Source organism: Pseudomonas sp. AC169 (assembly GCF_979258515.1).
Genome location: NZ_OZ409866.1, coordinates 1,175,449 through 1,201,103 on the forward strand (window position 1 = coordinate 1,175,449; position 25,655 = coordinate 1,201,103).

22 protein-coding genes are annotated in these 25,655 nt (G+C 59.9%); 12 read left to right on the plus strand and 10 right to left on the minus strand.

Translation table 11 applies throughout. The features are described from left to right. The first annotated feature begins 8 nt into the window (after positions 1–8). The 6 genes from ACZZ0G_RS05270 (at position 9) to ACZZ0G_RS05295 (ending at position 9,074) form a co-directional block, all read left to right on the plus strand. Positions 9–2,645 (plus strand): RHS repeat-associated core domain-containing protein, encoded by a 2,637-nt coding sequence (locus ACZZ0G_RS05270; RefSeq protein WP_463555531.1) that lies wholly within the window; start codon positions 9–11, stop codon positions 2,643–2,645. An 84-nt stretch (positions 2,646–2,729) separates the two neighbouring features. After that, a complete protein-coding gene (locus ACZZ0G_RS05275) occupies positions 2,730–4,490 on the plus strand; it encodes an ATP-binding protein (RefSeq protein WP_463555532.1) in 1,761 nt (586 codons plus the stop codon). Next, on the plus strand, positions 4,490–5,818 hold the full coding sequence (locus tag ACZZ0G_RS05280) for a sigma-54-dependent transcriptional regulator (protein WP_463555533.1): 1,329 nt from the start codon (positions 4,490–4,492) through the stop codon (positions 5,816–5,818). The genes ACZZ0G_RS05275 and ACZZ0G_RS05280 overlap by 1 nt, the downstream gene beginning before the upstream one ends. 385 nt (positions 5,819–6,203) lie before the next feature. Then, on the plus strand, positions 6,204–7,523 hold the full coding sequence (locus tag ACZZ0G_RS05285; protein WP_093430526.1) for an MFS transporter: 1,320 nt from the start codon (positions 6,204–6,206) through the stop codon (positions 7,521–7,523). A 380-nt stretch (positions 7,524–7,903) separates the two neighbouring features. Continuing rightward, entirely contained in the window at positions 7,904–8,179 is a 276-nt protein-coding gene (locus ACZZ0G_RS05290; protein WP_463555534.1) for a hypothetical protein, read from the plus strand. Between the two features lie 265 nt (positions 8,180–8,444). Then, the gene (locus ACZZ0G_RS05295; RefSeq protein WP_116030009.1) at positions 8,445–9,074 is read left to right on the plus strand and encodes a flavin reductase family protein; all 630 of its coding nucleotides are present in this window, start codon (positions 8,445–8,447) and stop codon (positions 9,072–9,074) included. Between the two features lie 4 nt (positions 9,075–9,078). Here the strand turns inward: ACZZ0G_RS05295 and ACZZ0G_RS05300 are convergent, their stop codons facing one another. Then, entirely contained in the window at positions 9,079–9,321 is a 243-nt protein-coding gene (locus tag ACZZ0G_RS05300) for a hypothetical protein (protein WP_095048247.1), read from the minus strand. A gap of 43 nt (positions 9,322–9,364) precedes the next feature. Then, positions 9,365–9,718, minus strand: a complete 354-nt coding sequence (locus ACZZ0G_RS05305; RefSeq protein ID WP_093430529.1) for a putative quinol monooxygenase — start codon at positions 9,716–9,718, stop codon at positions 9,365–9,367. A gap of 338 nt (positions 9,719–10,056) precedes the next feature. Between ACZZ0G_RS05305 and ACZZ0G_RS05310 the strand changes: the two genes are divergently transcribed. Next, positions 10,057–10,986 carry an AraC family transcriptional regulator gene (locus ACZZ0G_RS05310; protein WP_038366799.1) on the plus strand — a complete coding sequence of 310 codons (930 nt, stop codon included), beginning with the start codon at positions 10,057–10,059 and terminating at the stop codon, positions 10,984–10,986. A gap of 324 nt (positions 10,987–11,310) precedes the next feature. On the opposite strand, the gene ACZZ0G_RS05315 is transcribed toward ACZZ0G_RS05310, so the two are convergent. Together ACZZ0G_RS05315 and ACZZ0G_RS05320 are read right to left on the minus strand one after the other, a co-directional pair. Continuing rightward, on the minus strand, positions 11,311–12,759 hold the full coding sequence (locus ACZZ0G_RS05315) for an aldehyde dehydrogenase family protein (protein ID WP_463558822.1): 1,449 nt from the start codon (positions 12,757–12,759) through the stop codon (positions 11,311–11,313). Beyond that, positions 12,759–14,396 carry a 5-guanidino-2-oxopentanoate decarboxylase gene (locus ACZZ0G_RS05320; protein ID WP_463555535.1) on the minus strand — a complete coding sequence of 546 codons (1,638 nt, stop codon included), beginning with the start codon at positions 14,394–14,396 and terminating at the stop codon, positions 12,759–12,761. Before ACZZ0G_RS05320 ends, ACZZ0G_RS05315 begins: the two co-directional genes overlap by 1 nt. Before the next feature lie 227 nt (positions 14,397–14,623). On the opposite strand from ACZZ0G_RS05320, the gene ACZZ0G_RS05325 reads away from it, so the two are divergent. Beyond that, positions 14,624–15,505 carry a LysR substrate-binding domain-containing protein gene (locus ACZZ0G_RS05325; protein WP_463555536.1) on the plus strand — a complete coding sequence of 294 codons (882 nt, stop codon included), beginning with the start codon at positions 14,624–14,626 and terminating at the stop codon, positions 15,503–15,505. Between the two features lie 195 nt (positions 15,506–15,700). Here the strand turns inward: ACZZ0G_RS05325 and ACZZ0G_RS05330 are convergent, their stop codons facing one another. Together ACZZ0G_RS05330 and ACZZ0G_RS05335 are read right to left on the minus strand one after the other, a co-directional pair. Further along, positions 15,701–16,315, minus strand: a complete 615-nt coding sequence (locus tag ACZZ0G_RS05330; RefSeq protein ID WP_463555537.1) for an NAD(P)-dependent oxidoreductase — start codon at positions 16,313–16,315, stop codon at positions 15,701–15,703. A 45-nt stretch (positions 16,316–16,360) separates the two neighbouring features. Continuing rightward, complete coding sequence (locus ACZZ0G_RS05335; RefSeq protein WP_463555538.1) at positions 16,361–17,239, minus strand: MBL fold metallo-hydrolase; 879 nt, start codon at positions 17,237–17,239, stop codon at positions 16,361–16,363. A 114-nt stretch (positions 17,240–17,353) separates the two neighbouring features. On the opposite strand from ACZZ0G_RS05335, the gene ACZZ0G_RS05340 reads away from it, so the two are divergent. Together ACZZ0G_RS05340 and ACZZ0G_RS05345 are read left to right on the plus strand one after the other, a co-directional pair. Next, complete coding sequence (locus ACZZ0G_RS05340; protein ID WP_463555539.1) at positions 17,354–18,274, plus strand: LysR family transcriptional regulator; 921 nt, start codon at positions 17,354–17,356, stop codon at positions 18,272–18,274. A 119-nt stretch (positions 18,275–18,393) separates the two neighbouring features. Next, a complete protein-coding gene (locus tag ACZZ0G_RS05345; RefSeq protein WP_008085463.1) occupies positions 18,394–18,570 on the plus strand; it encodes a hypothetical protein in 177 nt (58 codons plus the stop codon). Positions 18,571–18,706: 136 nt separating this feature from the next. Here the strand turns inward: ACZZ0G_RS05345 and ACZZ0G_RS05350 are convergent, their stop codons facing one another. Continuing rightward, the gene (locus ACZZ0G_RS05350; protein WP_463395075.1) at positions 18,707–19,591 is read right to left on the minus strand and encodes a helix-turn-helix domain-containing protein; all 885 of its coding nucleotides are present in this window, start codon (positions 19,589–19,591) and stop codon (positions 18,707–18,709) included. Between the two features lie 186 nt (positions 19,592–19,777). On the opposite strand from ACZZ0G_RS05350, the gene pobA reads away from it, so the two are divergent. Together pobA and ACZZ0G_RS05360 are read left to right on the plus strand one after the other, a co-directional pair. Continuing rightward, positions 19,778–20,962 carry a 4-hydroxybenzoate 3-monooxygenase gene (gene pobA, locus ACZZ0G_RS05355; protein ID WP_463558823.1) on the plus strand — a complete coding sequence of 395 codons (1,185 nt, stop codon included), beginning with the start codon at positions 19,778–19,780 and terminating at the stop codon, positions 20,960–20,962. Between the two features lie 79 nt (positions 20,963–21,041). Continuing rightward, entirely contained in the window at positions 21,042–22,559 is a 1,518-nt protein-coding gene (locus ACZZ0G_RS05360; protein WP_463555540.1) for an MDR family MFS transporter, read from the plus strand. A gap of 123 nt (positions 22,560–22,682) precedes the next feature. Here ACZZ0G_RS05360 and ACZZ0G_RS05365 read toward each other — a convergent pair whose 3' ends face one another. The 3 genes from ACZZ0G_RS05365 to ACZZ0G_RS05375 form a co-directional block, all read right to left on the minus strand. Then, positions 22,683–23,528, minus strand: a complete 846-nt coding sequence (locus ACZZ0G_RS05365; protein WP_463395073.1) for a cache domain-containing protein — start codon at positions 23,526–23,528, stop codon at positions 22,683–22,685. 113 nt (positions 23,529–23,641) lie between these two features. After that, positions 23,642–24,496, minus strand: coding sequence for an ATPase (locus ACZZ0G_RS05370; RefSeq protein ID WP_463555541.1), 855 nt, complete (start codon positions 24,494–24,496; stop codon positions 23,642–23,644). 116 nt (positions 24,497–24,612) lie between these two features. Beyond that, positions 24,613–25,605, minus strand: coding sequence for an NAD-dependent epimerase/dehydratase family protein (locus ACZZ0G_RS05375; RefSeq protein ID WP_463555542.1), 993 nt, complete (start codon positions 25,603–25,605; stop codon positions 24,613–24,615). Positions 25,606–25,655: the final 50 nt, after the last annotated feature.

Sequence of the window (25,655 nt, forward strand, 5' to 3'; positions counted from 1 at the left end):
GGACGCACATGGACTCATTGCATTCAGGCACCCCGACCCTCCATAGCTGGGATCCGCGCAAGCTGCCGGTCAGAACAGTGGGTTACTTGCGCACTGTGACCAATGACGCATCCACTGCCCTGGTTTCCCGTCAACATCATGACCCAGCAGGATGGTTGGTCGAGCAATGGGATCCGCGTCTGTCTGTCCCGTGTCTGACCACGGCTTATCGTCTGGACGGCGAGGCATTGAAGATCGAAAGCGTCGACGCCGGCTGGCGCCTCAATTTGCCGGGGCTGGCCGGTGAGCCGTTGCAACGCTGGGACGCGCGCGATGCACATTGGCGCACGACCTTCGATGAGCAACTGCGGGTCGTCGCAGTCGCGGAAAACGACGAAGCCGAGGTGGATGTTTTCACCTACGCCGATGCCAAGGCTGACGCGGGGCACAATCAGCGCGGCCATCTGCTGGAACAGCAAGACCGTTCGGGTTTATTGCGCACCGACAGCTTCGCCCTCACCGGCCAGCCGCTGACAGAAACCCGCACCTTTAGCGATGGCCAGGCGTTCACCAGCCAGCGGCGATTCAGCCCGCTCGGCGCGGTGCTGGAGCAAATCGACGCCGGCGGTCATCGCCAACAGTCGCGCTACGGTCTGGCCGGGCAGCTCAAGCAAACACACCTGCAAATCCACGGCAAGACCGATTGGCAAGCGGTGCTGCTGGACGCGCAGTACAACGCCAATGACCAGGTCATCGAGCAACTGGCGGGCAACAGAGTCCTCAGTCAGTGGACATATGACCCGGCGGACGGTCGTTTGCACACCCAGTCCAGCCGCAAGGAGGGCGGCGGCAGCCTGCAAAATCTCGAATACTTCTACGACCGCGTCGGCAACATCACCTGCATCGAAGACCACGCCTTTCAACCGCGCTACTTCGCCAATCAACTGATCGACGGCCACCGCGATTTCACTTACGACTCACTCTATCGCCTGACCAGCGCCACCGGTTACGACGACGCTCCGCCCTCGGACATTCCCGGCCTGCCGCAACCGAGCGACCTGAACAATCGCCTCAATTACACCCAGACTTATCGATATGACAATGGCGGCAACCTGATCGAACTGTGCCATGTACGCGCAGGCAACAACTCAACCCGGCATATGCGCATCGACCCGCACAGTAATCGCGGGGTGCGCTGGAAACCGGGCGAGCCGGAGCCGGTGTTCGACGAACTGTTCGACCCGCACGGCAATCAACGGTCGGTGCAACCAGGCCAGCCGCTGCAATGGAACGCTCGCGATGAGCTGGAGAACGTGACCTTGATTTCGCGCGAAAACGCCCGCAGTGATGCCGAGCATTACCGCTACAGCCAAGGCGTGCGCGTGTTCAAACGCCACGAAACCTTTGCGGCCAACGCCGAGCACTTCCATCAGGTGCGCTACTTGCCGGGGCTGGAAATCCGCACCCGCGACAACGGCGAAGAACTGCACGTCATCACCCTCGGTAACGCCCGTTGTCTGCATTGGGCAAAGAACAAACCCAAAGACATCAACGACGACCAACTGCGTTACAACCTCGAAGATCATCTCGGCTCCAGCGTGATGGAACTGGATCAAGACGCCGTCCTGATCATCCAGGAAGGCTATTACCCCTTCGGCGAAACCGCGTGGATGGCACCGAATTCGGAAACCACGTACCGCTTCATCCGTTATTCAGGCAAGGAAATGGACGTCAGCGGCTTGTACTACTACGGCGCACGCTACTACGCGCCGTGGCTGCAGCGCTGGGTCAGTGCCGATCCGGCGGGGGATGTGGATGGGTTGAATCTGTATGCGATGGTGTCGAACAACCCGATGATTTATGTCGATACCGATGGGCGCGGACGGTTCGATTTTTCCCAGCTCATCGGTGTATTTCGCACCACTGCCAACGTCGCCAGCCAGGCCCATGATGCCGCAACTGAATTTGATGGTCCCGATGACGAAGCCAATGTCAGTCAGGAAACCCGGGGGGCTATGACCTTTCGCCGCTACCTGTTCAGTAAAAACGGATTAGGGGCGTTCGGACTCGGTTTCACCGTCGGCGCCGCTGTTGGCGGAGCAGCCGGATCATTCGCACCGGGAATCGGTAACACGATTGGCGGTTTTGTCGGCGGCCTGCTTGGCGGATTAGCAGCGGCCTATGTTCGTTATCGCTTTTTCAAGCGAGGCATTCGCGTAACCGAAGCGCTGCACACGGCTGAAGTCCGCGACGCCGCACTAACCATTGCACAGGGTGCAAATGATCTGGCCAATGGCACGCTCCCGCAATCTGTTCAGGACGGAATAAACCAGCTCCGGCAAACCGCCACAGAAGCCATTCTGCAAGAGGTCAAGGAGATGGCCCCGCTCGCTCAGCTTGATTTCGCAAAAATGGTGGACGAAGGAATTTCCGTCGCTGACGCCTACCGCAAAATATCGGCTCAAACCACCGAGCTTATCAACGACACCCGCAACGCATTGAAAACAACCCAAGACATGCTCGATAGCCTCAGTGCAGCCGACGGTGTCACTGAGCGTCTGCAACAACTGGAACAGTCAATCGCTGAAGAACCGAGACCCAGACCGGTCCCGAAACCGCGGCTGAATCTTCAGCGTCGACGTCAAGTGCAGGAAACATCTGTATGACCAATGTGGCCCGCGCGAACAGCACGCCGGGCCACCTCAGCCCATGCTATCGTGCCCCCCCGTCCTGCCGACCCCACGCCCAGCATGCTGCCGACTTCCCGTACCCTGCGTCTGTCGTTGTATACCCTGCTGATCATCGCCGGTGCGGCGCTTGCCGCCACGCTTGCGATCCGCCACGCCGAACGTCAGGCGCTGGAGGAGGACGCCGCCCGCGCCAACCAGCAACTGGCGTTGTACGCCAATTCCCTGCACACCCTGATCGACCGTTACCGCGCCCTGCCTGCGGTGCTGGCGCTGGACCCGCAATTGCGTTCGGCGCTGGCCGGGCCGGTCGATGCCGACGAACAGGCAGCGCTGAATCTCAAGCTGGAAAAGATCAACGGCGCGGCGCAATCCTCGACCCTTGAACTGCTCGACCATACGGGCCTCGCCGTGGCGGCGAGCAACTGGCGCCTGCCCAGCAGTTACGTCGGCCACAATTACGGTTTCCGCCCCTACTTCAGCCAGACCCGCACCCAGGGCACCGGGCGTTTTTATGCGGTGGGCGTGACCAGCGGTATTCCCGGTTATTTCCTCTCCAGCGCGGTACTTGGCGACAACGACGAGTTCCTCGGCGCGATGGTGGTCAAACTGGAGTTTCCGGAACTGGAACGCGAGTGGAGCCAGGGCAATGACACGCTGCTGGTCAGCGATGCGCGCGGAATCATCTTCATCGCCAATCAGCCCGGCTGGCGTTATCGCGCGCTGCGGCCATTGAGCGCCCGCGACATGGATGAAATCAAAGCCACCCGCCAGTACGACAAGCAATCACTGCTGCCGTTGACTCATTTATCGCTGCGCCGCTTCGATGACAACAGCGATCTGCGCCGCGTCGAAGGCCCCGAGGGCACAGCGGATTATCTGTGGGAATCGCTGCCCCTGAGCGCCGAAGGCTGGACCCTGCACCTGCTGCGCCATCCGCAAGTGGCCTTCGAAGACCTGCGCAACGCCGGTCTGGCCGCCGCCGGCGTATGGCTGGCGCTGGTGTTTCTGTTGCTGTTTCTCAACCAGCGCTGGCGCCTGTCGAAAATCCGCCAGCGCAACCGCGAAGAGCTTGAACAGTTGGTGGAAGAACGCACCCGTGATTTGCGCACCGCGCAGGACGGTCTGGTGCAATCGGCCAAACTCGCCGCGCTCGGTCAGATGTCCGCCGCGCTGGCTCACGAAATCAATCAGCCGCTGACTGCGCAGCGCATGCAACTGGCAACCCTGCGCCTGCTGCTCGAGCATGGTCGTGTCGACGATGCCTATAAAGCGTTGAAACCGGTGGACGAGATGCTCACGCGCATGGCCGCCCTCACCGGCCACCTCAAGACCTTCGCGCGCAAAAGCCCCAGCGGCTTGCGCGAGCGGCTGGATCTGGCGACGGTGGTCGATCAGTCACTGCAGTTGCTTGATGCGCGGCTGCGTGACGAACAGGTCAGTCTGGTGCTGCACCTGACCCGTCCGGCGTGGGTGCGCGGTGATGCGATTCGTCTCGAACAGGTGCTGATCAACCTGCTGCGCAACGCCCTCGATGCGATGCAGGGCAAAGCGTGCAAGCGTCTGGAAATCCGCCTGGAAGCCGATGAGCAACTGTGGCGTCTGAGCGTCAGCGACAATGGCGGCGGGATTGCCGAAGATCATTTGGGTCAGGTCTTCGATCCGTTCTTCACCACTAAACCGGTGGGTGACGGTCTGGGCCTCGGCCTGGCGGTATCCTTCGCCATCGTGCATGAATCCGGCGGCCGTCTGAGCGCCGAAAATGGCGACAGCGGCGCAGTGTTCAGCCTGACTTTGCCGATCGATCTGGAGGCACACATCTGATGCTCAATTCGGTAATGGTGGTCGATGATGAAAGCAGCATTCGCAGTGCTGTCGAACAGTGGCTGAGCCTGTCGGGGTTCGAGGTGCAGTTGTTCAGCCGCGCCGAAGACTGCCTCGCCGCCCTGCCCGCGCACTTTGCCGGGGTGATCCTCAGCGACGTGCGCATGCCCGGCATGGGCGGCCTGGCGTTATTGGCCGAAGTGCAGAAACGCGATGCCGATCTGCCGGTGATTCTGCTCACCGGCCATGGCGATGTACCGATGGCCGTCGAGGCGATGCGCGACGGTGCCTATGACTTTCTGGAAAAACCGTTCAGCCCGGAAACCCTGCTCGGCAGCTTGCGCCGGGCGCTGGACAAACGTCGTCTGATTCTGGAAAACCGTGCCCTGCACGAGCAGGCCGACAACCGCGCGAAACTCGACGCGACGCTGCTCGGCGTGTCCCGTGGTTTGCAGACGCTGCGTCGACAAGTACTGGATCTGGCAGCGCTGCCGGTCAATGTGTTGATCCGTGGCGAAACCGGCAGCGGCAAAGAACTGGTCGCAAGGTGCCTGCATGATTTCGGCCCGCGCGCGGCCAAACCGTTCGTGGCGCTGAACTGCGCGGCAATTCCTGAACAGTTGTTCGAGGCAGAGTTGTTCGGTCACGAGAGCGGCGCGTTCACCGGCGCCTCGGGCAAGCGCATCGGCAAACTGGAATACGCCGATGGCGGCACTTTGTTTCTCGATGAAATCGAAAGCATGCCGCTGGCGCAACAGGTGAAACTGCTGCGCGTATTGCAGGAGCAGAAGCTTGAACGGCTGGGCTCGAACCAGAGCATTCGTGTCGATCTGCGAATTGTCGCAGCGACCAAACCGGATCTGCTCGACGAGGCCCGGGCCGGACGTTTTCGCGAGGATCTGGCCTATCGCCTGAACGTCGCCGAACTGCGCTTGCCGCCGTTGCGTGATCGCCGCGAAGACATTCCATTGTTGTTCGAAACCTTCGCCCGCAACGCCGCTGAACGTTTGGGCCGAACCTTTCCGCCCTTGAGTGGCGCGCAATTGAGCCATCTGCTCAGCCATGACTGGCCGGGCAATGTGCGCGAACTGGCGAACGTCGCCGAGCGCCAGGTGTTGGGCCTGGATGAGCCGGCACCGGGGATTGATCCGGGGCAATCGCTGGCGGCGCAGCAGGAGGCGTTTGAGGCGCAGTGTTTGCGCGCGGCATTGACCCGGCACAAGGGTGATGTGAAAGCGGTGCTTGAAGAGTTGCAACTGCCGCGCCGTACGTTCAATGAAAAGCTGCAGCGGCATGGGTTGAGTCGGGAGATGTTTTTGGCTGAGTGAGGCTGACTCGGGATTTTTGGGTGTAGATGAAATCCATCCCCCTCACCCCAGCCCTCTCCCCCAAGGGGGCGAGGGGGAAAGGGAGCCGATCTTCATGCTTTTCGGAACCTGAGTTCGACTCGATGTCTCAGGTCGGTGCACCTCGGACAATCCACTCGGTCAGTCCCCTCTCCCTCTGGGAGAGGGCTAGGGTGAGGGGCTTTTGATCTTCAGCCAATAAGCGGAAATCCGCTCACAAGATCAATTCAATAGGCACAAAACCGCTCACCCAATCCCGTCAACCCCTCTAAACCGGCCCTCCCCCCGTTGGCACACCTCCTGCTATAGCCCTCGCAGGCTGCGTTCCAACGCGCTCCACAAAAACAATTAAACGAAGGATCCTTCAATGGATAACTCCAACGCCCTGCCTCTTGGGTCGGCCGCTGCGCCCGCCAAAGAAAGAACCACCGCCAGCCGGATCAAATCGATCTTCAGCGGTTCCGTCGGCAACATGGTCGAGTGGTACGACTGGTATGTGTATGCCGCCTTCTCCCTGTACTTCGCGAAAACCTTCTTCCCTGCCGGTTCCACCACCGCCCAACTGATGAACACCGCAGCGATTTTCGCCGTCGGTTTTCTGATGCGTCCGATCGGTGGCTGGCTGATGGGCATGTACGCCGACAAGGTCGGACGTAAAAAAGCCCTGATGGCGTCGGTCTACCTGATGTGCTTCGGCTCGTTGCTGATCGCCCTCAGCCCGAACTACGAAACCATCGGCATCGGCGCGCCGATCCTGCTGGTGTTCGCGCGACTGCTGCAAGGCCTGTCGGTCGGCGGCGAGTACGGCACCTCGGCGACCTATCTCTCGGAGATGGCGACCAAGGAACGTCGCGGCTTCTTCTCCAGCTTCCAGTACGTAACGCTAATCTCCGGCCAGCTCATCGCGCTCGGCGTGCTGATCGTGCTGCAAAACGTGCTGACCACTGAACAGCTGTACGCGTGGGGCTGGCGTATTCCGTTCGCCATCGGCGCGCTGTGCGCAGTGGTTGCGCTGTACCTGCGTCGCGGCATGGAAGAAACCGAGTCGTTCACCAAGAAAGAAAAGTCCAAGGAAAGCGCCATGCGCACCTTGATGCGCCACCCCAAAGAGTTGTTGACGGTGGTCGGCCTGACCATGGGCGGCACCCTGGCGTTCTACACCTACACCACTTACATGCAGAAATACTTGGTGAACACCGTCGGCATGAGCATCTCCGACTCGACCACCATTTCTGCCGCCACACTGTTCCTGTTCATGTGCCTGCAACCGATCATCGGCGGCCTCTCGGACAAGATCGGCCGTCGTCCGATCCTGATTGCCTTCGGCGTACTGGGCACGATCTTCACTGTGCCGATCCTGATGACCCTGCACACCATTCAAACCTGGTGGGGCGCGTTCTTCCTGATCATGGCGGCGCTGATCATCGTCAGCGGCTACACCTCGATCAACGCGGTGGTGAAAGCCGAACTGTTCCCGACTGAAATCCGCGCCCTCGGCGTCGGTCTGCCGTACGCACTGACCGTGTCGATCTTCGGCGGCACCGCTGAATACATCGCGCTGTGGTTCAAGAGCATCGGTATGGAAACCGGTTACTACTGGTATGTGACGGCGTGCATCGCGGTGTCGTTGCTGGTGTACATCACTATGAAAGACACCCAGAAGCATTCGCGCATCGTTACTGACTGATCGAGTTTCACAGCCACTGCAACGGTGGCTGCGATGGACTCTTCGCGAGCAGGCTCGCTCCCACATTTGGAATGCATTTCCCTGTGGGAGCGAGCCTGCTCGCGATTGGGTCGCCGCGTTATCCAGCCCTGCATGAAAAATCCCTCACATCCGCCGCAATGCGATTAATCGCTAATTAATGCTGCCCCCTCATTCTGCAATCACCTGATCGATGACCTGCGCGACGCTCGCTCCGACGACGAAAGCGAATTCAACGCGTTGCCCTTAATATCAATTTAATCGATAGCTTATAGCATTAATTTGCGCTTTTTAATCAATTTAGTTGGCGTAGCATTAAACCCATGCAAGACGCACCCGCCAACGAATCTGGAGTAACCAACATGAAAACCCAACTGATCCTCGCCCTGACCCTGTCCGTACTGGCCGCCAACACCTTCGCTGCCGATGGCTCGGATAAAACCAAATCTGCCGACTTCATCAACAGCGCCAGCGCTGCCATCGAAAGCAGCCACACCGGTACTTATGCCGCTGACGGTTTTGATAAAACCAATATTGGCAAAGCTGTTGCTGCCGATGGTTTCGACAAGACCAACCTGGGTAAAACCATAGCTGCTGACGGCTTCGATAAAACCGGTACTGCCGCTGCGATCAGCTAAGTATCAGCAGTCCTTCCACAGCCCGGCCCTGGCCGGGCTTAGTCATTTCTGGGGATATAGAAATTCACAAGAAAACCTGTGGGAGCGAGCTTGCTCGCGAAGACGGCACGTCAGCCACCATCAAAGTCGAATGTGATGTCCCCTTCGCGAGCAAGCTCGCTCCCACAGGTGGCATTTCATCCAAAGGAATATCGGTGATCGACTGGAAATTGCCTGTTAGGGCTAGCACTATTGCCCTCTGACAAATGCCCAGGAACAGATCACCATGCCCGATGACATCCACTTCTACGAACCTGCCAACGGCCACGGTCTGCCCCACGATCCGTTCAACGCCATCGTCGGCCCACGCCCGATCGGCTGGATTTCTTCGCAGGATGCCAATGGTCAGCTCAACCTCGCGCCGTACAGTTTCTTCAACGCCTTCAATTACATTCCGCCGATCATTGGTTTTTCCAGCGTCGGGCGCAAAGACAGCCTGAACAACATCGAGCAGACCGGCGAATTCGTCTGGAACCTCGCCACCCGTCCGCTGGCCGAGCAGATGAACCAGAGCTGCGCGATGGTCGCGCCTGAGGTCAACGAGTTTGAATTGGCGGGATTGACGACAGTGGCGTCAAAAGTGATTTCGGTGCCACGGGTCGCCGAAAGTCCGGTGTCGTTCGAGTGCAAGGTCACGCAGATCATTCAGTTGCAGCGCGCCGATGGCGAAACCGTGCCGAGCTGGCTGGTCCTCGGCGAAGTGGTCGCCGTGCATATCGCCAAGTGGCTGTTGAAAGACGGCATCTATGACACCGCCGCGGCAGAACCGATTCTGCGCGGCGGCGGGCCGGCGGATTATTTCCAGCTGGGGCCAGAGGCCCTGTTCAAGATGTGGCGTCCGGGCGCAAACAAGTAAAGCGTTACCAGATCAACTCGGCGTCTTCAGTGACGCCCTTGAGATTATCCAGCTCATTGATAGCGGCCTCGTCGGCAGCAATGGCGCCGGGGAAGATCTGATCATTCAGCAGTTTGTGAAAGCGTGGTGCCCCGCCATCGACCAGGGCCTTGACCGCGATTGCCGCGTGATAGCCCTTGTTGCCGCCCAACTCGACGGGGACGACTGCGGAAACTGCTTCGAAGTGTTCGAACTCTTTACGTGCCATGTCACATATCCCGGCTCAGACAAACAAGCCGGACATTAAACCCTCAACCGACGAGTTTGTGTACCGGCGCCGGGCATTGACCGAGGGCTTGCGCCGCCGACACGTCCTTGAACGTGTGGAAGTCGAGGCTGTTGACCACCAGTTCCTGCACCAGCTCGGCGAAGATTTCCATCGACGGGCTGTTGAAATAGTTGGTCATCATTTGCTGGCTGCTCCAGAAGCCGGAGACCAGCCACAACTCGGGATCACACTGCGAATGCTGCAGGGCAAAGCTCAGGCAACCGGGGGCGGCGCGGGACGGCTCGATCAACGCACTCAGGCGTACACCAAGTTCCGCCGAACGCCCGGCGCGCGCTCGGACGAAGGCCATATGACTGACGGGAATCTGCTTGGACATGTTCAACCCTCCCAGGGAGTCGCGTGGCAGCCGGGGGACGGGCTGCGACAGGATCAAAGGTTAAGGGCCGCACGCAAGACGCCGTTAGTCGATTCCTGCCGCCGCGTTGCACAATCCTGCGAGACTGCACACGGAAGCTGTAACAACCTGTAAAACGGCGTCACACGGTTGTCATACGGCGTATCAAGCAAGTTTGCCGCTCTGCGTCCTGCTATGGCTGGGCATGCACACAAGCCCAAGCAGAATCAGGCAAGCATTTCGCAGGATGTGTCTACCGCTCGCGCTTGCACAAACATATGCTCTGCTCCATTCCACCTCCCCTGCCGAGGATGCCGTGCATGACGTCATTCGATCGTTTTCAAGCCGAACCCACCGCTGACATGGAAAAACAGCGCGCGGAACTGGCGGCGATCATCCGCCGCAACACCACCGATGATGGCAGCTACGAGACCGCCATTGGCTCGCTGTTCATGTCGCGTCACACCCGATCCCACGACTTCGCCCCGGTGCTCGCGCAACCGGCGCTGTGCATCATGGCGCAGGGACGTAAAGAGGTGCGGCTGGCCGATGAGTACTTCAATTACGACCCGCTGAATTACCTGGTGGTGTCGGTTTCGATGCCGTTGAGCGGACGCGTGGTGAATGTATCGCCGGAAGAACCGATCCTCGCCGTGCGCCTGGATATCGACCCGACCGAAATCACCGCGCTGATCGCCGACGCCGGCCCCATGGGTGTGCCGACCCGGCCGACCGGGCGTGGCTTGTATGTCGAACAGATCGACAGCTCCATGCTCGACGCGGTGTTGCGTCTGGCGCGTCTGCTCGATGCACCGAAAGACATCGCCATGCTCGCGCCGCTGATTCGCCGGGAGATTCTCTATCGCCTGCTGCGCAGTCCGCAGGGTCATCGTCTGTATGAAATCGCGATTGCCAACAGTCAGAGCCATCGCATCAGTCAGGCGATCAAATGGCTCAACGGCAACTTCGAGCAGCCGTTGCGTATTGATGATCTGGCCAAGGAGGTGAACCTCAGCGTGTCGACCTTGCATCACCGTTTCAAGGCGATGACAGCGATGAGTCCGTTGCAGTATCAGAAGCAGTTGCGTTTGCAGGAAGCGCGGCGTTTGATGCTGGCGGAGGGGCTGGAAGCTTCGGCGGCGGGGTATCGTGTCGGCTATGAAAGTCCGTCGCAGTTCAGCCGTGAGTACAGCCGCTTGTTTGGTGCGCCGCCGTTGCGGGATCTGGCGCGGTTGCGGCTTTCGGTGTGACCGTTAGAAGCCCCTCACCCTAACCCTCTCCCAGAGGGAGAGGGGACTGATTGGGGGATATTGAAGAAATTCACCGACTTGAACGTTTGGCTTTGAATCCATAATCAACTGGTTTTTTCAGGTCGATGGATAGCGCCAGACACCTCGATCGGCCCCCTCTCCCTCTGGGAGAGGGCTGGGGTGAGGGTTGGCTTTCCAAGTCTTTTGAAGAATCCATAATCGACCGGTTTTTTCAGGTCGATGGATAGCGCCAGACACCTCGGTCGGCTCCCTCTCCCTCGGGGCGGTCCGACGTTTCGGGAGGGCTGGGGTGAGGGTTGGCTTTTACACCGCCCGAATCACATGTTTGATCTCCTGGAACGCCGCCAACCCCCAAGGCCCCAACTCGCGGCCAATGCTGCTCTGCTTGTACCCGCCCCACGCCGCCTGCGGGAAAATCACTTGCGGCGCATTGATCCACACCATCCCCGCCTGCAAGGCATTGGCCACGCGATCTGCCGCAGCGGCATCGCTAGTCACCACACTGGCCACCAAGCCAAACGGCGTGTCATTGGCCAGCGCAATCGCCTCGGCTTCGCTACTGAAACTGCGCACACACAACACCGGCCCGAAAATCTCTTCACACCACAACGCGCTGTCCAGCGGCACGTCGGTGAACACGGTCGGTTGCAAAAAGTAGCCGCGCGGCAGATCCGCTGGACGATTACCGCCGCAAAGCAAACGCGCACCCGCGCTCAGACCACGATCGATATGCCCAAGCACTCGCTGGTACTGCGCCTGATTGACCAGCGCGCCCATTTCCACCTCAGGGTCAAACGGATCGGCAACGCGAATCGCCTGCGCACGCTTGTGCAAACGGCGGAGAAACGCCTCTTCCAGTTCATCAGCAACCAACACGCGACTGGTCGCCGAACACATCTGCCCGGCATTGAAAAACGCCCCGCCGCAAGCCAGCTCGACCGCCAGATCAACGTCGGCATCCGCCAACACCAGCAGCGAAGATTTGCCGCCCAACTCCAGGCTGACGCCCTTTACCGTTTCCGCCGCACGCTGCATCACCTGCACGCCAACCGCATTGCTGCCAGTAAAGGAAATCTTGGCGATGCGCGGATCCGCCGACAACGGCGCACCGACCGCCAGACCTGTACCGCAGACCAGATTGAACACGCCGTTCGGCAGGCCCGATTCAGCAATGATCGCCGCCAGTTCCAGCTCCGGCAGCGGTGTCACTTCCGAAGGCTTGAGCACCACGCAGCAACCCGCCGCCAACGCCGGCGCAAGTTTCCACGCCGTGGTGACCATCGGGAAATTCCACGGCACGATCAGCCCGACCACACCGCACGGCTCGCGGCGCAGGCGGGCGCTGAAATCATCGCTGGGCAGCGGCACGTTGCTGTCCTGCTGGGCGTCGAGGCCTTCAGCGAGTTCGGCGTAATACTCGAACGTGGCGATCACATCGTCGACGTCGATCGCCGCTTCAAATTGCGGTTTGCCGTTATTGCTCGACTGCAGTTTCATCAAGTGCTCGCGACCGTTGCGCACGCCATTGGCGATGTTGCGCAGGATCGCCCCGCGCTCGGCACCAGTGGTTTGCGACCAGTTTTTGAACGCTTCGCTGGCGGCCGCAACGGCTTGGTCGACGGCGTGCTCGTCACCGCCATTGACCGTGGTCAGCAGCGCTTCGGTGGCCGGGTTGATCACCCGCAAATGTTCGCGGCCGGCCGACCATTGGCCGTTGATGTAGAGGCCATCGAGTGTGGTTGGAAAACTGATCATTGCGCCACCGCCTTCATCCATTGGGTCTGGTCGATTTCAATCAGGGTCGGGCCCTGACGGTCGCTTGCACTACGCAACGCGGTGCGCAGTTGTTCGATGCTGCTGATCGCTTCAGCCGCGCAGCCGAGGCCTTTGGCGACCGCGACAAAATCCGGGGTGTAGATGTCCACGCCGACGGGCTCGATGGCGCGGTTGACCATGTATTTCTTGATCTCTTCGTAGCCCTGGTTATTCCACAACAGGACGATCACCGGCACCCGCGCTTCGACGGCGCTGGCCAGTTCCGGCAGGGTGAATTGCAGACCACCGTCGCCGATCAGGCACACCACGGGAGGCCGCGCGCCCTGATCGATCCGGCCACCGAGCCACGCACCAATCGCGGCCGGCAAGGCGTAGCCAAGGGTGCCGTAACCGGTCGAGGCGTTGAACCAGCGGCGCGGGTGATCCGGGTTGAACGTCAGGTTGCCGGTGTACACCGGTTGCGTGGAATCGCCGACGAATACGGCGTTCGGCAATTCATCGAGCACGGTGTTGAGGAAACGGGTTTGCGCGAGGGTCGGAGCATCCCAGCTCGCGGCCAGTTCGGCGCGCAATTTGCCAGCGCGGGCCTGACCCCAATCGCTGCGGCGCGCGGCAAGTTTTTCCTGCGACAGAGAGTTCAGCAACGCTTGCGCGGCGTTGCGCGCATCAGCCACCAGCGCCAGGTGTGGCGGGTAGTTGCGCACGGTCTGATCGGCGTCGATATCGATGCGCAACAGTTTGCCGGGAATCTCGAAACCGCCAGCGAAGGTCACGTCGTAATCGGTCTCGGCCAGTTCGGTGCCAATGGCCAGCACCACGTCGGCATCTGCGACCAGCGCGCGGGTGGCAACCAGTGTCTGGGTCGAACCGATCAGCAGCGGGTGGTTGCCCGGCAGCATGCCTTTGGCGTTGATCGTCAGCGCCACTGGAGCGTCGAGCAACTCGGCAAGTTGGGTCAGTTCCGACGCTGCATCGATGGCACCGCCACCGGCCAGAACCAATGGACGTTTGGCAGCGGCGAGCAATTCGCTCATGCGCTTGACCGCACCGGGCGCGGCACCGGCGCGGTCGATATTGACCGGCACACTGGCGAGCAAGTCATCAGCGTTTTCGACCAGCACGTCCAACGGAATTTCGATGTGTACCGGACGTGGACGACCGGCCTGGAACAAGGCAAAAGCACGTGCCAACACCCCCGGCAATTCAGCGACGGACATCAAGGTGTGGGAGAACGCCGCGACACCCGAGACCAATGCGCTCTGGTTCGGCAACTCATGCAGCTTGCCGCGCCCGCCGCCCAATTGGCTGCGCGACTGCACGCTGGAGATCACCAGCATCGGGATCGAATCGGCGTAGGCCTGGCCCATGGCGGTGGTGATGTTGGTCATGCCAGGGCCGGTGATGATGAAGCACACACCCGGTTTGCCAGCGGTGCGCGCGTAGCCGTCAGCCATGAAACCGGCACCCTGCTCATGTCGAGGGGTGACGTGGCGAATGCTCGAACGCGCCAGGCCGCGATACAGTTCCACGGTGTGCACCCCGGGAATGCCGAACACCTGCTCGACCCCATAACCTTCGAGTAACTTGACCAGTACTTCGCCACACGTCGCCATGTCGATTGCCCTTCATATTTAATCGGTACGCCGGATCAAATGTGGGAGCGAGCTTGTTCGCGAAAGCGGTGTATCAGCCAGATCAATGCTGAATTGAAACCCGTATTCGCGAGCAAGCTCGCTCCCACATTGACTCGGGAATGGGCTCATTGAACGGTCGGCAGCTAGCGGCAACAATCGATTAAAAGTCATACTAGCCATGTCCTCACGTCATACCTTGGATCCCCATGAAACGCCTGCCTCCCCTGCCCGCCCTGCATACGTTTCTGATCACCGCGCAGTGCTGCAACTTCACCCGCGCCGCCGAGCAGTTGCACATCACCCAGGGCGCAGTGAGCCGGCAGATCGCCGGGCTGGAAGCGCATCTCGGTTATCCGCTGTTCATCCGCCTGGCCCGTGGCCTGGCGCTGACCGCCGAAGGACGTGAATGGCTACCGCGTGTGGAAAACGTTTTTGGTCTGATCAGCGAAGCGACCGAACAAATCGGCCAGCAGCACGAAACCCTGCAACTCAAAGCACCGAGCTGCGTGATGCGCTGGCTGCTGCCGCGCTTGCTGCAATGGCAAAAAGAACGCCCGGACGTGCCGGTAAAACTCACCGCCTCGCTGCAACACGGCGTGGACTTTCAGCGCGAACAGTTCGATGCCGCGGTGATCTACGGCCCGCCACCGGACAACTCGCCGGGCGCACTGCACTTGTTCGACGAGCAGCTGACACCGGTCTGTTCACCGTTGTTGCTCAAAGGTTCGCCAGCGCTGAACTCACCGGCGGATCTGCAACAGCATCTGCTGCTGCACCCCACTCACGATATTCAGGATTGGTCGGTGTGGCTGAACGCCGCTGAGTTGCGGCTGAACAACATCGGCAGCGGCCAGCATTTCGAAACGCTGGATCAAGCGATGTCGATGGCGTCCCACGGGACGGGGGTGGCGATTGGGGACTGGTCGTTGATCGGCGATGATTTGCGCGCGGGGCGGCTGGTGATGCCGTTTGATTTGAAGGTGAAGACGGGGCTGGCGTATTACGTGGTTATGCCGCCGGGAATTGAGGCATCGCCGCCGCTTGAGGAATTGATGATCTGGTTGGTTGAGCAGGCGCATTTGCGGTGAGGCGGTTTCCCTCACCCTAACCCTCTCCCAGAGGGAGAGGGGACTGATCGGGGGATGCTATAGAAATACGCCGACGTGAAATTACTGTGTTGAATCCATAATCGACTCGATCACTCAGGTCGATGCACAACGCCAGACACCTCGGTCGGCTCCCTCTCCTTCGGGAGAGGGCTGGGGTGAGGGGTGAGGATTCACTCAATACCCAACAGTAAACCGCTGACGCGAATGCTTCGGCGTTTCCACTTCGTCGATCAACGCAATCGCGTAATCGGCAAAAGTGATCCAGCTACGCCCCTCGGCACTCACCAGCAAATGATCCTGGCCGGCTCGGTAACTTCCTGTGCGCTCCCCTTCGACAAACTCTGCCGACGGCGACAGGAAGGTCCAGTCCAGATCCTGCTCCTGACGCAACGCCTCAAGAAACGCCGCACCGGCGCTGGCCTCGGTTTTGTACTCCGCCGGGAACCCCGCACTGTCGATCACTCGCGTATCGTCCGGCAGCAACAACGAACCGGCACCGCCAACCACCAGCAAACGCTTCACTCCCGCCTGCTTCACCGGCCCGACAATCGCCGCCGCCGGCACGGTGGCGAAATGCGCGGCGGTGATCACCACATCGTGACCGGCCACCGCGTCTTGCAACGCGGCTGAATCCAGCACATCGACATTCTTGCTGACCACACCGGCACGGGCGCCGATCTTCGAGGTGTCGCGGGCGATAGCGGTAACGCTATGGCCACGACGCAGAGCTTCTTCCAGCAGTTGGCTACCGGCACGACCGGTGGCCCCAATGATTGCGATCTTGCTCATGACATTCTCCAGTTGGCTTGAGAGTGCTGCGTTTTCAGATTCGGCTTACCACTGCATTTCGCCCTTGGCGACTTTCGCGCTCAGCTCCAGCGAGCTCTCTTCGCCAAGTGTCGGGTAGCGCTTTTTCATTGCTTTGATCAGTGCGGTGGCGTCTTTGGCCTTGGCGGTTTCCGCGTCGAAAGCCTTAATGTAGTCGGCGGTGAATTTCACGCTGGCGAGTGAACGGCTGCTGTCGCCCAGGTAGTGACCCGGTACCACGGTGTTCGGTTTGAGGGTTTCGATCGAGTGCAAGGTTTCCAGCCATTCGACGTGGGATTGCGCCGTCTGGGTGTCAGCCATCCACACATGGATGTTCTCGGCGACAACCACACCACCGACCACGGCTTTGAGCGACGGAATCCAGACAAAACTGCGATCCGGTTGTTTGCCGTCGAGGCCGACTACCTGCAATTTCTGCCCTTCGAGCATCAGGCTGTCGCCCTTGAGCACGCCCGGCACGATGGTTTTCGCCGGAACGTCGGCGCCCATTTTCGGGCCCCAGAATGCCAGTTTGCCGGCGACGGTTTTGTTGATGTGGTCGACGGTCGGCTGCGAAGCCAGCACCTTGGCGTCGGGGAACGCCTGGGTCAGGGTGTCGAGACCGAAGTAGTAATCCGGGTCACCATGGCTGATGTAAATGGCGGTCAGGTGCTTGCCGCTGGTGCGGATTTTTTCCACGACTTGTTCAGCCTGGGATTTGCCGAATTGTGCATCGACCAGGATCGCGTCTTTCTCGCCGCTGACCAGCACCGAGGTCACCGGGAAAATCGCGTTTGTCCCTGGGTTATAGACGTCGAGGGTCAAGTTGGCAGCCGCTGCATGCGCGGCAAAACCCAGGGAAGCGCTGGCGAGTAGAACGCGTTTGAGTGTGGTGAAGCCGATCATCTGTTGCTCCGGTGTCCGAATGCCGTGCTTGGCGATGGGACAGAGCTTAGTTGCCTGACTCAGTACAAAAAATGCGATGCTTGAACATAGTTTGTTTCTGAAAGCGGGCAAATCATGGATCGTCTCCAAGCAATGCGGGTGTTTGTCACCGTCGTGGATCTGGGCAGCCAGTCGGCAGCGGCCGATCATCTGGACCTTTCGCGGCCGGTGGTTTCGCGCTACTTGGCGGAGCTGGAAGACTGGGTCGGCGCGCGTCTGATGCACCGCACCACGCGCAAGTTGAGCCTGACCGCCGCCGGCAATGAGATCCTGCCGCGCTGCCGGCAGATGCTCGAACTGTCGACGGACATGCAGGCGGCCGTCAGCGAGCCCCACGACGCCCCGCGCGGGCTGCTGCGGATCAGCGTCAGCACTTCGTTCGGCCAGGCCCAACTGGCGGATGCGATGGCCGCTTACGTCAAACGCTACCCCGGAGTCAGCATTGACCTGCAAATGCTCGATCGCACGGTGAATCTGGTGGATGAGCGCATCGATCTGGCGATTCGTACCAGTAACGATCTGGACCCCAACCTGATCGCCCGACGTCTGACCGTTTGTCGCTCGGTGGTGTGTGCCGCGCCGGCTTATCTGCAGGAGCAAGCCGCACCGTTGCGGGTCGAGGAGTTGAGTCGACACAACTGCCTGACGCACTCGTATTTCGGCAAGAGCCTGTGGCATTTCGAGGAGGATGGCGAACCGGTTTCGGTGCCGGTACAGGGCAATATCAGCGCCAACGAGGCCAGCACATTGTTGCGCGCGACGCTGGCCGGCGCCGGGGTGGCGATGCTGCCGACCTATCAGGCCGGGGTGCATATTCACAGCGGTGAACTGGTCCGACTGCTGCCCCATGCCGAACCTCGGCAGATGAGCATCTACGCGGTGTACGCCTCGCGCAAACACATGCCGGCGGCACTGCGCAGCATGCTGGATTTTCTGGTGCTCAGATTTCCCGAAAAACCCGAATGGGATGAAGCAGCGTCAAGCGTCAAGCCATGAGCTGCAAGCTAGCTGCACCGCAATTCATCTTGACGCTTGCAGCTCCAAGCTTGCAGCTGCCCCTACCTGACCTATGCTGAAAGTAATACCGCAGGGTATGTCGTTCAGAGGTCTATGCCATGAACATCAAAACAAGAAGGTACTTCGCGATTTTCATCACCTGCGCCGCCACGCTGGCGCTGTACGGCACCGCTGCCTGGCGGGTTGAACAGCTGCGACAGCTGCCGCGCGAGTATGCGAGCTGCAACTTCGAGCGCTGTATTCCGCACAATGCCACGCTGAACGCGTTGCGCTGATTTATACGGGCTGGAATGCGACCCTGTGGGAGCGAGCTTGCTCGCGAATGCATTGTGTCAATCACCATTAATGGTGGCTGATACACCGCATTCGCGAGCAAGCTCGCTCCCACAGTTTTTGGCGGCGGTTATGAGATCACTGCTCGGCCTTGAGGCTGTCGCGGAATGCTTTTGGTGAAATTCCCACCCGGCGCCGGAACAGGCGCGTGAAGTTGGTCGGATCGGAAAACCCCAACAACTCCGACATCTCGTAAATCGTCATGCTGGTGTAGGTCAGCAAGCGCTTGGCCTCCAGCAACTGACGTTCATGCATGATCTGCAACGCCGGTTGTCCCGCCAGTTCACGGCAGGTGCCGTTGAGGTGTGACACAGAAATCCCTAATCGATGAGCAAGATCCTCAACCTTCACATGCTGGCGATAAGTCTCCTCGACCAACTGAATGAAGCCATTGAGGTATTCGCGCTGCCGTTGCGGGCGCTGGCTGGCTTTGTGCCGCACGATCGCCTGCCGGCTGACCCAGACCATGATTACGCTGACCAGCGAATGCATGAGCATTTCCCGCGCCGGTTGATGACCGTTGTATTCGGCCTGCAGCGCCGAGAACAGACTGTTGAGGTAATCGCCGTCGTGGCCGGCCGGATAGTGTTCTGCGCTGGCCAGCGCGTGCACCGAATCACCCAGCTGTGCCTGCAAGTGATTGATCAGCGGTGTGGCAAGGGTAACGATGAACCCTTCGACGTCTTCGGAAAAACGAAAGCCGTGCACCGATAACGGTGGCAGCACTTGAATCGCCGGGGTCTGGAGTTGCGTGCGTTGCCCTTCGATCTCAAGCTCTGCCTGACCTTTGAAGACGAAGAGTAATTGGCACAAATCAGCATGGCGGTGGGGTTTGATTTCCCACTCATGTTCGCGACTGCGGGAGGAAATGGTTTCACAGTGCAGCAAGTCAGGGGTCGGCCAGTCCAGGCTTTCACCGTAGAGCTTGAACACTGGAATCGAAGGCAGCTCAGGCTTGTTCATCACTTCAATCCAGGCCTCGGGGTTGTGGGCGATAATCGCACCGATTGGCAGAATGTACAGGTATCGGCTCAGTTTTCACCTTCAATTGACAGACCCGCAAGGGAAAAATGCAAGCACTCGATCCATAAAAATCATTCACCGGTCTTGGCCGCGTGAAGCTTGCGAGTCATAAAAACAATGAAAACGCTGAAAACCCAAGTCGCCATTATCGGCGCCGGTCCGTCCGGTTTGCTGCTCGGCCAGTTGTTGCACAACGCCGGCATCGACACCCTCATCCTCGAACGTCAGACACCCGATTATGTCCTCGGCCGCATCCGCGCCGGTGTGCTTGAACAAGGCATGGTAGAGCTGTTGCGTCAGGCTGGCGTGAGTCAGCGCATGGACGCCGAAGGACTGGTGCATGGCGGTTTCGATCTGGCGCTGGACGGGCGTCAGGTGCACATCGATCTGCACGCGCTGACCGGCGGCAAGACTGTGATGATCTACGGCCAGACCGAAGTGACTCGCGACCTGATGGCCGCTCGTCGGGAGGCTGGCGCGCCGACCATTTACCAGGCGAAGGATGTCGTTCCTCATGGCATGAAAAGCGACGAAGCTTTTGTCACCTTCGAAAAGGACGGCGAAATCTTTCGCGTCGATTGCGATTACATCGCCGGTTGCGACGGTTTCCACGGGGTCGCTCGCCAGTCGATTCCGGCCGATTGTCTGAAAGTCTTCGAGCGGGTTTATCCGTTTGGCTGGCTGGGCATTCTCGCCGACACGCCGCCGGTGCATGACGAATTGGTCTACGCCCGCCATGAACGCGGCTTTGCCTTGTGCAGCATGCGCTCGGCCACCCGCACCCGCTATTACCTGCAAGTGCCGGCGGACGAAAACGTCGATGACTGGAGCGATCAGCGCTTCTGGGATGAATTGAAAAATCGTCTGCCGGTTGAGCTTGCCGAGAAGCTGGTCACTGGCCCGTCGATTGAAAAGAGCATCGCACCGCTGCGCAGCTTCGTCGTCGAGCCAATGCAGTACGGGCGCATGTTTCTGGTCGGCGACGCTGCGCATATCGTCCCGCCCACCGGCGCCAAGGGCTTGAACCTGGCCGCCAGCGACGTCAGCACGTTGTTCAATATTCTGCTGAAGGTTTACCGCGACGGGCGCACCGATCTGCTGGAGAAGTACTCGGAAATCTGCCTGCGCCGCGTCTGGAAAGCCGAGCGCTTTTCCTGGTGGATGACCTCGATGCTGCACCGCTTCGATGATCACGACGCTTTCAGCCAGCGCATCAGTGCCTCGGAACTCGACTACTTTGTCAGTTCAGAAGCAGGGCGAAAAACCATTGCAGAAAATTACGTCGGACTTCCGTACGAGGCTATCGAATAGCCTCCTATCGACTTACACTGGCAAGCATCAACCCGCGCGCAATAGCCGCGCGGGTCCATCACTGCCCGCAGGCTCGCCCGTGACCAATCTCAATCACCCCGAAACGCCCAAACCGGCCATTCGCAGCGTGCTGGTCGCGCTGATGATGGCGATATTTCTCGGCGCGCTCGACCAGACCATCGTCGCCGTGTCGATGCCGGCCATCTCTGCGCAGTTCAAGGATGTCAGCCTGCTGGCCTGGGTGATTTCCGGCTACATGGTGGCGATGACCGTCGCGGTGCCGATCTACGGCAAGCTCGGTGACTTGTACGGGCGGCGCAAACTGATGCTGTTCGGCATGGGCCTGTTCACCCTCGCCTCGCTGTTCTGCGGCATGGCGCAGAGCATGGAGCAACTGGTGCTGGCGCGAATCCTTCAGGGCATCGGCGCCGGCGGGATGATCTCGGTAAGCCAGGCGATCATCGGCGATATCGTGCCGCCGCGTGAACGCGGGCGTTATCAGGGTTACTTCAGCAGCATGTACGCGGTGGCCAGTGTCGCCGGTCCCGTTTTGGGCGGATACATGACCGAATACCTGTCGTGGCGCTGGGTGTTTCTGATCAACCTGCCGCTGGGCCTCGGTGCTTATTGGGTGGCGCGGCGCAACTTGCGCGGGCTGCCGATTCCGCAACGTAAACCGATCATCGATTACCTCGGCACCGTGTTGATGATCATCGGGCTGACCGCTCTGCTGTTGGGCATCACCCAGGTCGGTCAGGGCCATGCGTGGCGCAGCGCTGAAGTACTCGGGTTGTTTGCTTGTGCGGTGGTGGTGTTGGCGCTGTTTGTCTGGCACGAACGCCGGGCGCGGGAACCATTGCTGCCGATGCACCTGTTCGCCAATCGCAACGCACTGCTGTGCTGGTGCACGATTTTCTTCACCAGTTTCCAGGCGATTTCGCTGATCGTGCTGATGCCACTGCGTTTTCAGAGTGTCACCGGTGCCGGTGCCGACAGCGCGGCGCTGCATTTGCTGCCGTTGGCGATGGGCTTGCCCATTGGTGCGTATTTCGCTGGCCGTCGCACCTCGATCACCGGGCGTTACAAGCCGCAGATCCTGACCGGCGCAATCCTGATGCCGATTTCGATTTTCGGCATGGCCTTCAGTCCCCCCGAGGCGACGCTGCTCAGTGGTTTGTTCATGCTGCTCAGTGGGATTGCCGGTGGCATGCAGTTCCCGACTTCGCTGGTCGGCACACAGAATTCGGTAGAGCAACGCGACATCGGCGTGGCCACCAGCACCACCAACCTGTTTCGCTCTCTCGGCGGCGCGGTGGGCGTGGCGTTGATGTCGGCGCTGTTGCTGGCGTTGTTGCAGGATTCCAGTTTCGCCCATCTGGCGAGCAGCTCGCTGATGAGCGAAGGGCATTCGGGTAACGTCTTGTTGGATGGTTTGAACGCCGCGCCGGGGGATGCGCAGAACGCCTTGCGTGCGGAGTTGCTGGTGACGTTCCGGCATTTGTTGTGGGTGAGTGCGGCGGTGTCGTTGCTGGGATTGGCGGCGGCAATCGCCATGCCTAACAACCTGCTGCGTGGCCGCGAACACGGCGCAAAATAACTGTATTAACAGGGATCCCTGTGGGAGCGAGCTTGCTCGCGAAGGCGTCGTGTCAGACGAAATATTGCTAATGACACACCGCATTCGCGAGCAAGCTCGCTCCCACAGGGGTAAGTATTTCACTCAGGGGCTGTAGTAACCCACCGCGACAAGGAAATGCCCGGCCTTTTTCAGGTAGGCATGTTTATCCTCGACCTTGCCGGTCACCGGGTTTTTCCAGCGGTATTCATATTCGCCCTCATCCTGCTTGCCGATCAGCGCCAGAATAGGCTCGCCCACCGGTTTGCCTTCCGGGTCCTTGACCTTGCCGAAGTCGGTATTGATCAAGCGCAGATTGGTACCGTGGGCAACGTAGCGCTGGGTGTTCAGATCGACCACGAACACATACAGGTCATCCTGCAAGTAGCCGCCCTTGAGCGAATTGATCGCCGTCAGCGTGCCCTTCTCGTCTTTGCCCAAATCAGTCGCGGCTTTATCCAGCAGAGCCTTGGCCTGCTCCGCTGACGCTCGCGGCAAGTAGTAACCCACTGCCAGAATCCGCTGGCCGATGCGTTGATAGAACACATGTTTGCGCTCGACCTTGCCATCGGCCCAGTTCTGCCAACGGTATTCGGCCTGCTGGATGCCATTGCCTTCCGGCACTTTCAACGCGTCCTTGAAGGTTTTCTGCAGATCCGGGCCGAGCACTTCACTGACATCACGACCGATCAACGCCGATGAAGGCCCGCCGCTGGCGAGCATCACCCCTTTGGTGTCGACGACGAACACGTAGCGGTCCTTGTCGACAAACTCGCCCTGACGGCTGAATGCGGCGAACGCCTTATCGCCGTTGTCGTGGTAATAGGCCAGGGCCTTTTCCAGCAAGGCGATAGCGGCCTGACTGTCATCCTTGGCGGTGGCAGCGCTGGCCTGGCCGAAGCCGGCCAGCAACATCAAACAGAGACAGGCGATTTTCTGCACAAACCCCATGACGCATCCCTCGTTCTTTTTGGTGTTTCAAGAGCGTAGACGGCTTGGGGTGATGTACGAGTATTCAGAATGATGCAGGGGATTGCAGAGTCCCCTGCACCGATCAACAAAGCTTATGGGCGGGAATTGATTTGCTGCTGCAAATTCTGGATCTGCGCCTGAAGGGTGTTGATGTTGCGGGTCATCTGCCCACGGAAGGCGTCGAACTCGGCGGTATTGCCGCCGCCCTGCGGCGCTGCCGGGCGATTGTCCTGTTCGCTTTTGAGGACGACGATTTCCTGTTCGAGGCGATCGATCGCCGCACTCGGGTTGCCCTGCTTCTTCAATGCAGCGATATCGGCGCCAAGGCTTTTGAACTGCGCATCGAAAGCTTTCAACTGCGCGTCGACCTTGCTGGTATCAGCTGGCGTGCTCTTCACGGTCGCCAGTTCCGCGCTCAAGGCTTTGACCTGTGCTTGCAACTGGGTGTTGGCGTTCTGCTGTTCGGTGGTCTGCGCGGTCATCTGTGCCAGGCGCTTGTCCAGATCACTGGCCTGCCCCGCTACGCCTTGCTGCTGTTTGCTCTGATCGAGCAGCTTGCCTTCGAGCTGTTTGATCTGCAGTTTCAAGGCTTCGCTGTCACTGGTGACGTTGGACTGACTGGCGACAACCTTGCCGGAAATGTCCTGCAAGCGCCCGGCGGCTTCTTCACTGATCCGCGCGAAGCTTTCCTGTGTTGCAACCAATTGCTGTTCCATCAGCGAGATCTGCTGAAAGCTCCACCAGGCCAGGCCAATGAAGGCGAAAAACAGTGCGCCGACCAAGGCCCACAACGGCCCGGTGCTGGCCGCCTTGACCTTGACCACAGGCGGTGTGCGCGAGTGCACGGAGGTGCGGGCGGTGGTCGGAATGTCATCGTCGTCGAAGGTGTCGGCACGCAGGCTCGGGACATCATCGAAATCGTCGTGGGCATCATTACGCATGGACATTGAGGCAACCTTTGGAAAACGCGGTGATGGCTAAATGCTGCGAAGTATAACCGCCGCAGCCGCAGGGATTGACCCCCAAGCGGCTACACGGTTCATTGCCGCCCGGCCGAATCGTTTCAACGGATGTCCTGAGCTTTCCACCACGCGCAGAACTCATCCAGCGCCGACCACAGGCTGACTTTCGGATCGTAGTCGAGATAATGCCGGGCGCGGCTGATGTCGAGGGTGAAATTTTTTTTCATCACCTGCATGCCCAAGCGCGACAGGGTTGGCTCCGGGCGCCCGGGCCAGAGCTTGCACGCCCCCTCGTTGAGCGCCGCGACGCTGTAGGCCAGTCCATACGAACGATATTTGGTGACTTGCGGCACTTCCATTTTGCGCATCACGTAATTGACCACATCCCACAGCGGCACCGGCGCGCCATTGCTGATGTTGTAGGCCTTGCCCAGTGCGGAACCGGCGGCCAGCAAACTGCTGAGCATCGCCTCGTTGAGGTTCTGCACGCTGGTGAAATCGACTTTGTTCAGGCCGTTGCCGATGATCGCCAGCCGGCCCTTGCGCTGCATGTTGAGCAGACGCGGGAAGATGCTCATGTCGCCGGCGCCGGTGACGAAACGCGGACGCAGGGCGATGGTTTCGAGGCCGAACTCCTGCGCACCGAAGACCTTTTGCTCGGCCAGGTACTTGGTCGCGGCGTAGTGATGCTTGAAGCGCTTGGGCACTTGCTCTTCGGTCAGATTGAAATGATCGCGGCCATCGAAATATATCGACGGCGACGACAGATGCACCAAGCGCCGGACGCGCTGCTTGAGACAGGCTTCGACAACGTTTTCGGTGACCTGCACGTTACCCTGATGAAAGTCCTGATAGCGGCCCCACAGTCCGACGGCGCCCGCGCAATGCACCACCGCTTCAACGTCGCAGCACAGCTCGCGGACCAGATCGGCATCGGTCAGATCGCCGGGGACAAACTCGGCACCACGGCGCACCAGATGTTCGACGCTCTCGGCCCGGCGACCGTTGACCCGCACGTCCAGGCCCTGCTCCAGGGCGAAACGCGCAAAGCGCCCGCCAATGAAGCCGCTTGCGCCGGTGACCAGAATTTTCATGCAAAACTCCACAGAAAAGCAGCTGCGAGCGTCAAGCCTCTAGCTGCAAA

Excerpts from the sequence above, each read along its gene's own strand:
- ACZZ0G_RS05295 (WP_116030009.1), top strand. The coding sequence starts at position 8,445 with ATGCCCGATGACATCCACTTCTACGAACCTGCCAACGGCCACGGTCTG.
- ACZZ0G_RS05310 (WP_038366799.1), top strand. The coding sequence starts at position 10,057 with ATGACGTCATTCGATCGTTTTCAAGCCGAACCCACCGCTGACATGGAA.
- ACZZ0G_RS05375 (WP_463555542.1), bottom strand. The coding sequence starts at position 25,605 with ATGAAAATTCTGGTCACCGGCGCAAGCGGCTTCATTGGCGGGCGCTTT.
- ACZZ0G_RS05370 (WP_463555541.1), bottom strand. The coding sequence starts at position 24,496 with ATGTCCATGCGTAATGATGCCCACGACGATTTCGATGATGTCCCGAGC.
- ACZZ0G_RS05280 (WP_463555533.1), top strand. The coding sequence starts at position 4,490 with ATGCTCAATTCGGTAATGGTGGTCGATGATGAAAGCAGCATTCGCAGT.
- ACZZ0G_RS05270 (WP_463555531.1), top strand. The coding sequence starts at position 9 with ATGGACTCATTGCATTCAGGCACCCCGACCCTCCATAGCTGGGATCCG.
- ACZZ0G_RS05305 (WP_093430529.1), bottom strand. The coding sequence starts at position 9,718 with ATGTCCAAGCAGATTCCCGTCAGTCATATGGCCTTCGTCCGAGCGCGC.
- ACZZ0G_RS05335 (WP_463555538.1), bottom strand. The coding sequence starts at position 17,239 with ATGATCGGCTTCACCACACTCAAACGCGTTCTACTCGCCAGCGCTTCC.
- ACZZ0G_RS05340 (WP_463555539.1), top strand. The coding sequence starts at position 17,354 with ATGGATCGTCTCCAAGCAATGCGGGTGTTTGTCACCGTCGTGGATCTG.
- ACZZ0G_RS05290 (WP_463555534.1), top strand. The coding sequence starts at position 7,904 with ATGAAAACCCAACTGATCCTCGCCCTGACCCTGTCCGTACTGGCCGCC.
- ACZZ0G_RS05300 (WP_095048247.1), bottom strand. The coding sequence starts at position 9,321 with ATGGCACGTAAAGAGTTCGAACACTTCGAAGCAGTTTCCGCAGTCGTC.
- ACZZ0G_RS05275 (WP_463555532.1), top strand. The coding sequence starts at position 2,730 with ATGCTGCCGACTTCCCGTACCCTGCGTCTGTCGTTGTATACCCTGCTG.
- ACZZ0G_RS05330 (WP_463555537.1), bottom strand. The coding sequence starts at position 16,315 with ATGAGCAAGATCGCAATCATTGGGGCCACCGGTCGTGCCGGTAGCCAA.
- ACZZ0G_RS05285 (WP_093430526.1), top strand. The coding sequence starts at position 6,204 with ATGGATAACTCCAACGCCCTGCCTCTTGGGTCGGCCGCTGCGCCCGCC.
- ACZZ0G_RS05345 (WP_008085463.1), top strand. The coding sequence starts at position 18,394 with ATGAACATCAAAACAAGAAGGTACTTCGCGATTTTCATCACCTGCGCC.
- ACZZ0G_RS05325 (WP_463555536.1), top strand. The coding sequence starts at position 14,624 with ATGAAACGCCTGCCTCCCCTGCCCGCCCTGCATACGTTTCTGATCACC.
- ACZZ0G_RS05365 (WP_463395073.1), bottom strand. The coding sequence starts at position 23,528 with ATGGGGTTTGTGCAGAAAATCGCCTGTCTCTGTTTGATGTTGCTGGCC.
- ACZZ0G_RS05350 (WP_463395075.1), bottom strand. The coding sequence starts at position 19,591 with ATGAACAAGCCTGAGCTGCCTTCGATTCCAGTGTTCAAGCTCTACGGT.
- ACZZ0G_RS05320 (WP_463555535.1), bottom strand. The coding sequence starts at position 14,396 with ATGGCGACGTGTGGCGAAGTACTGGTCAAGTTACTCGAAGGTTATGGG.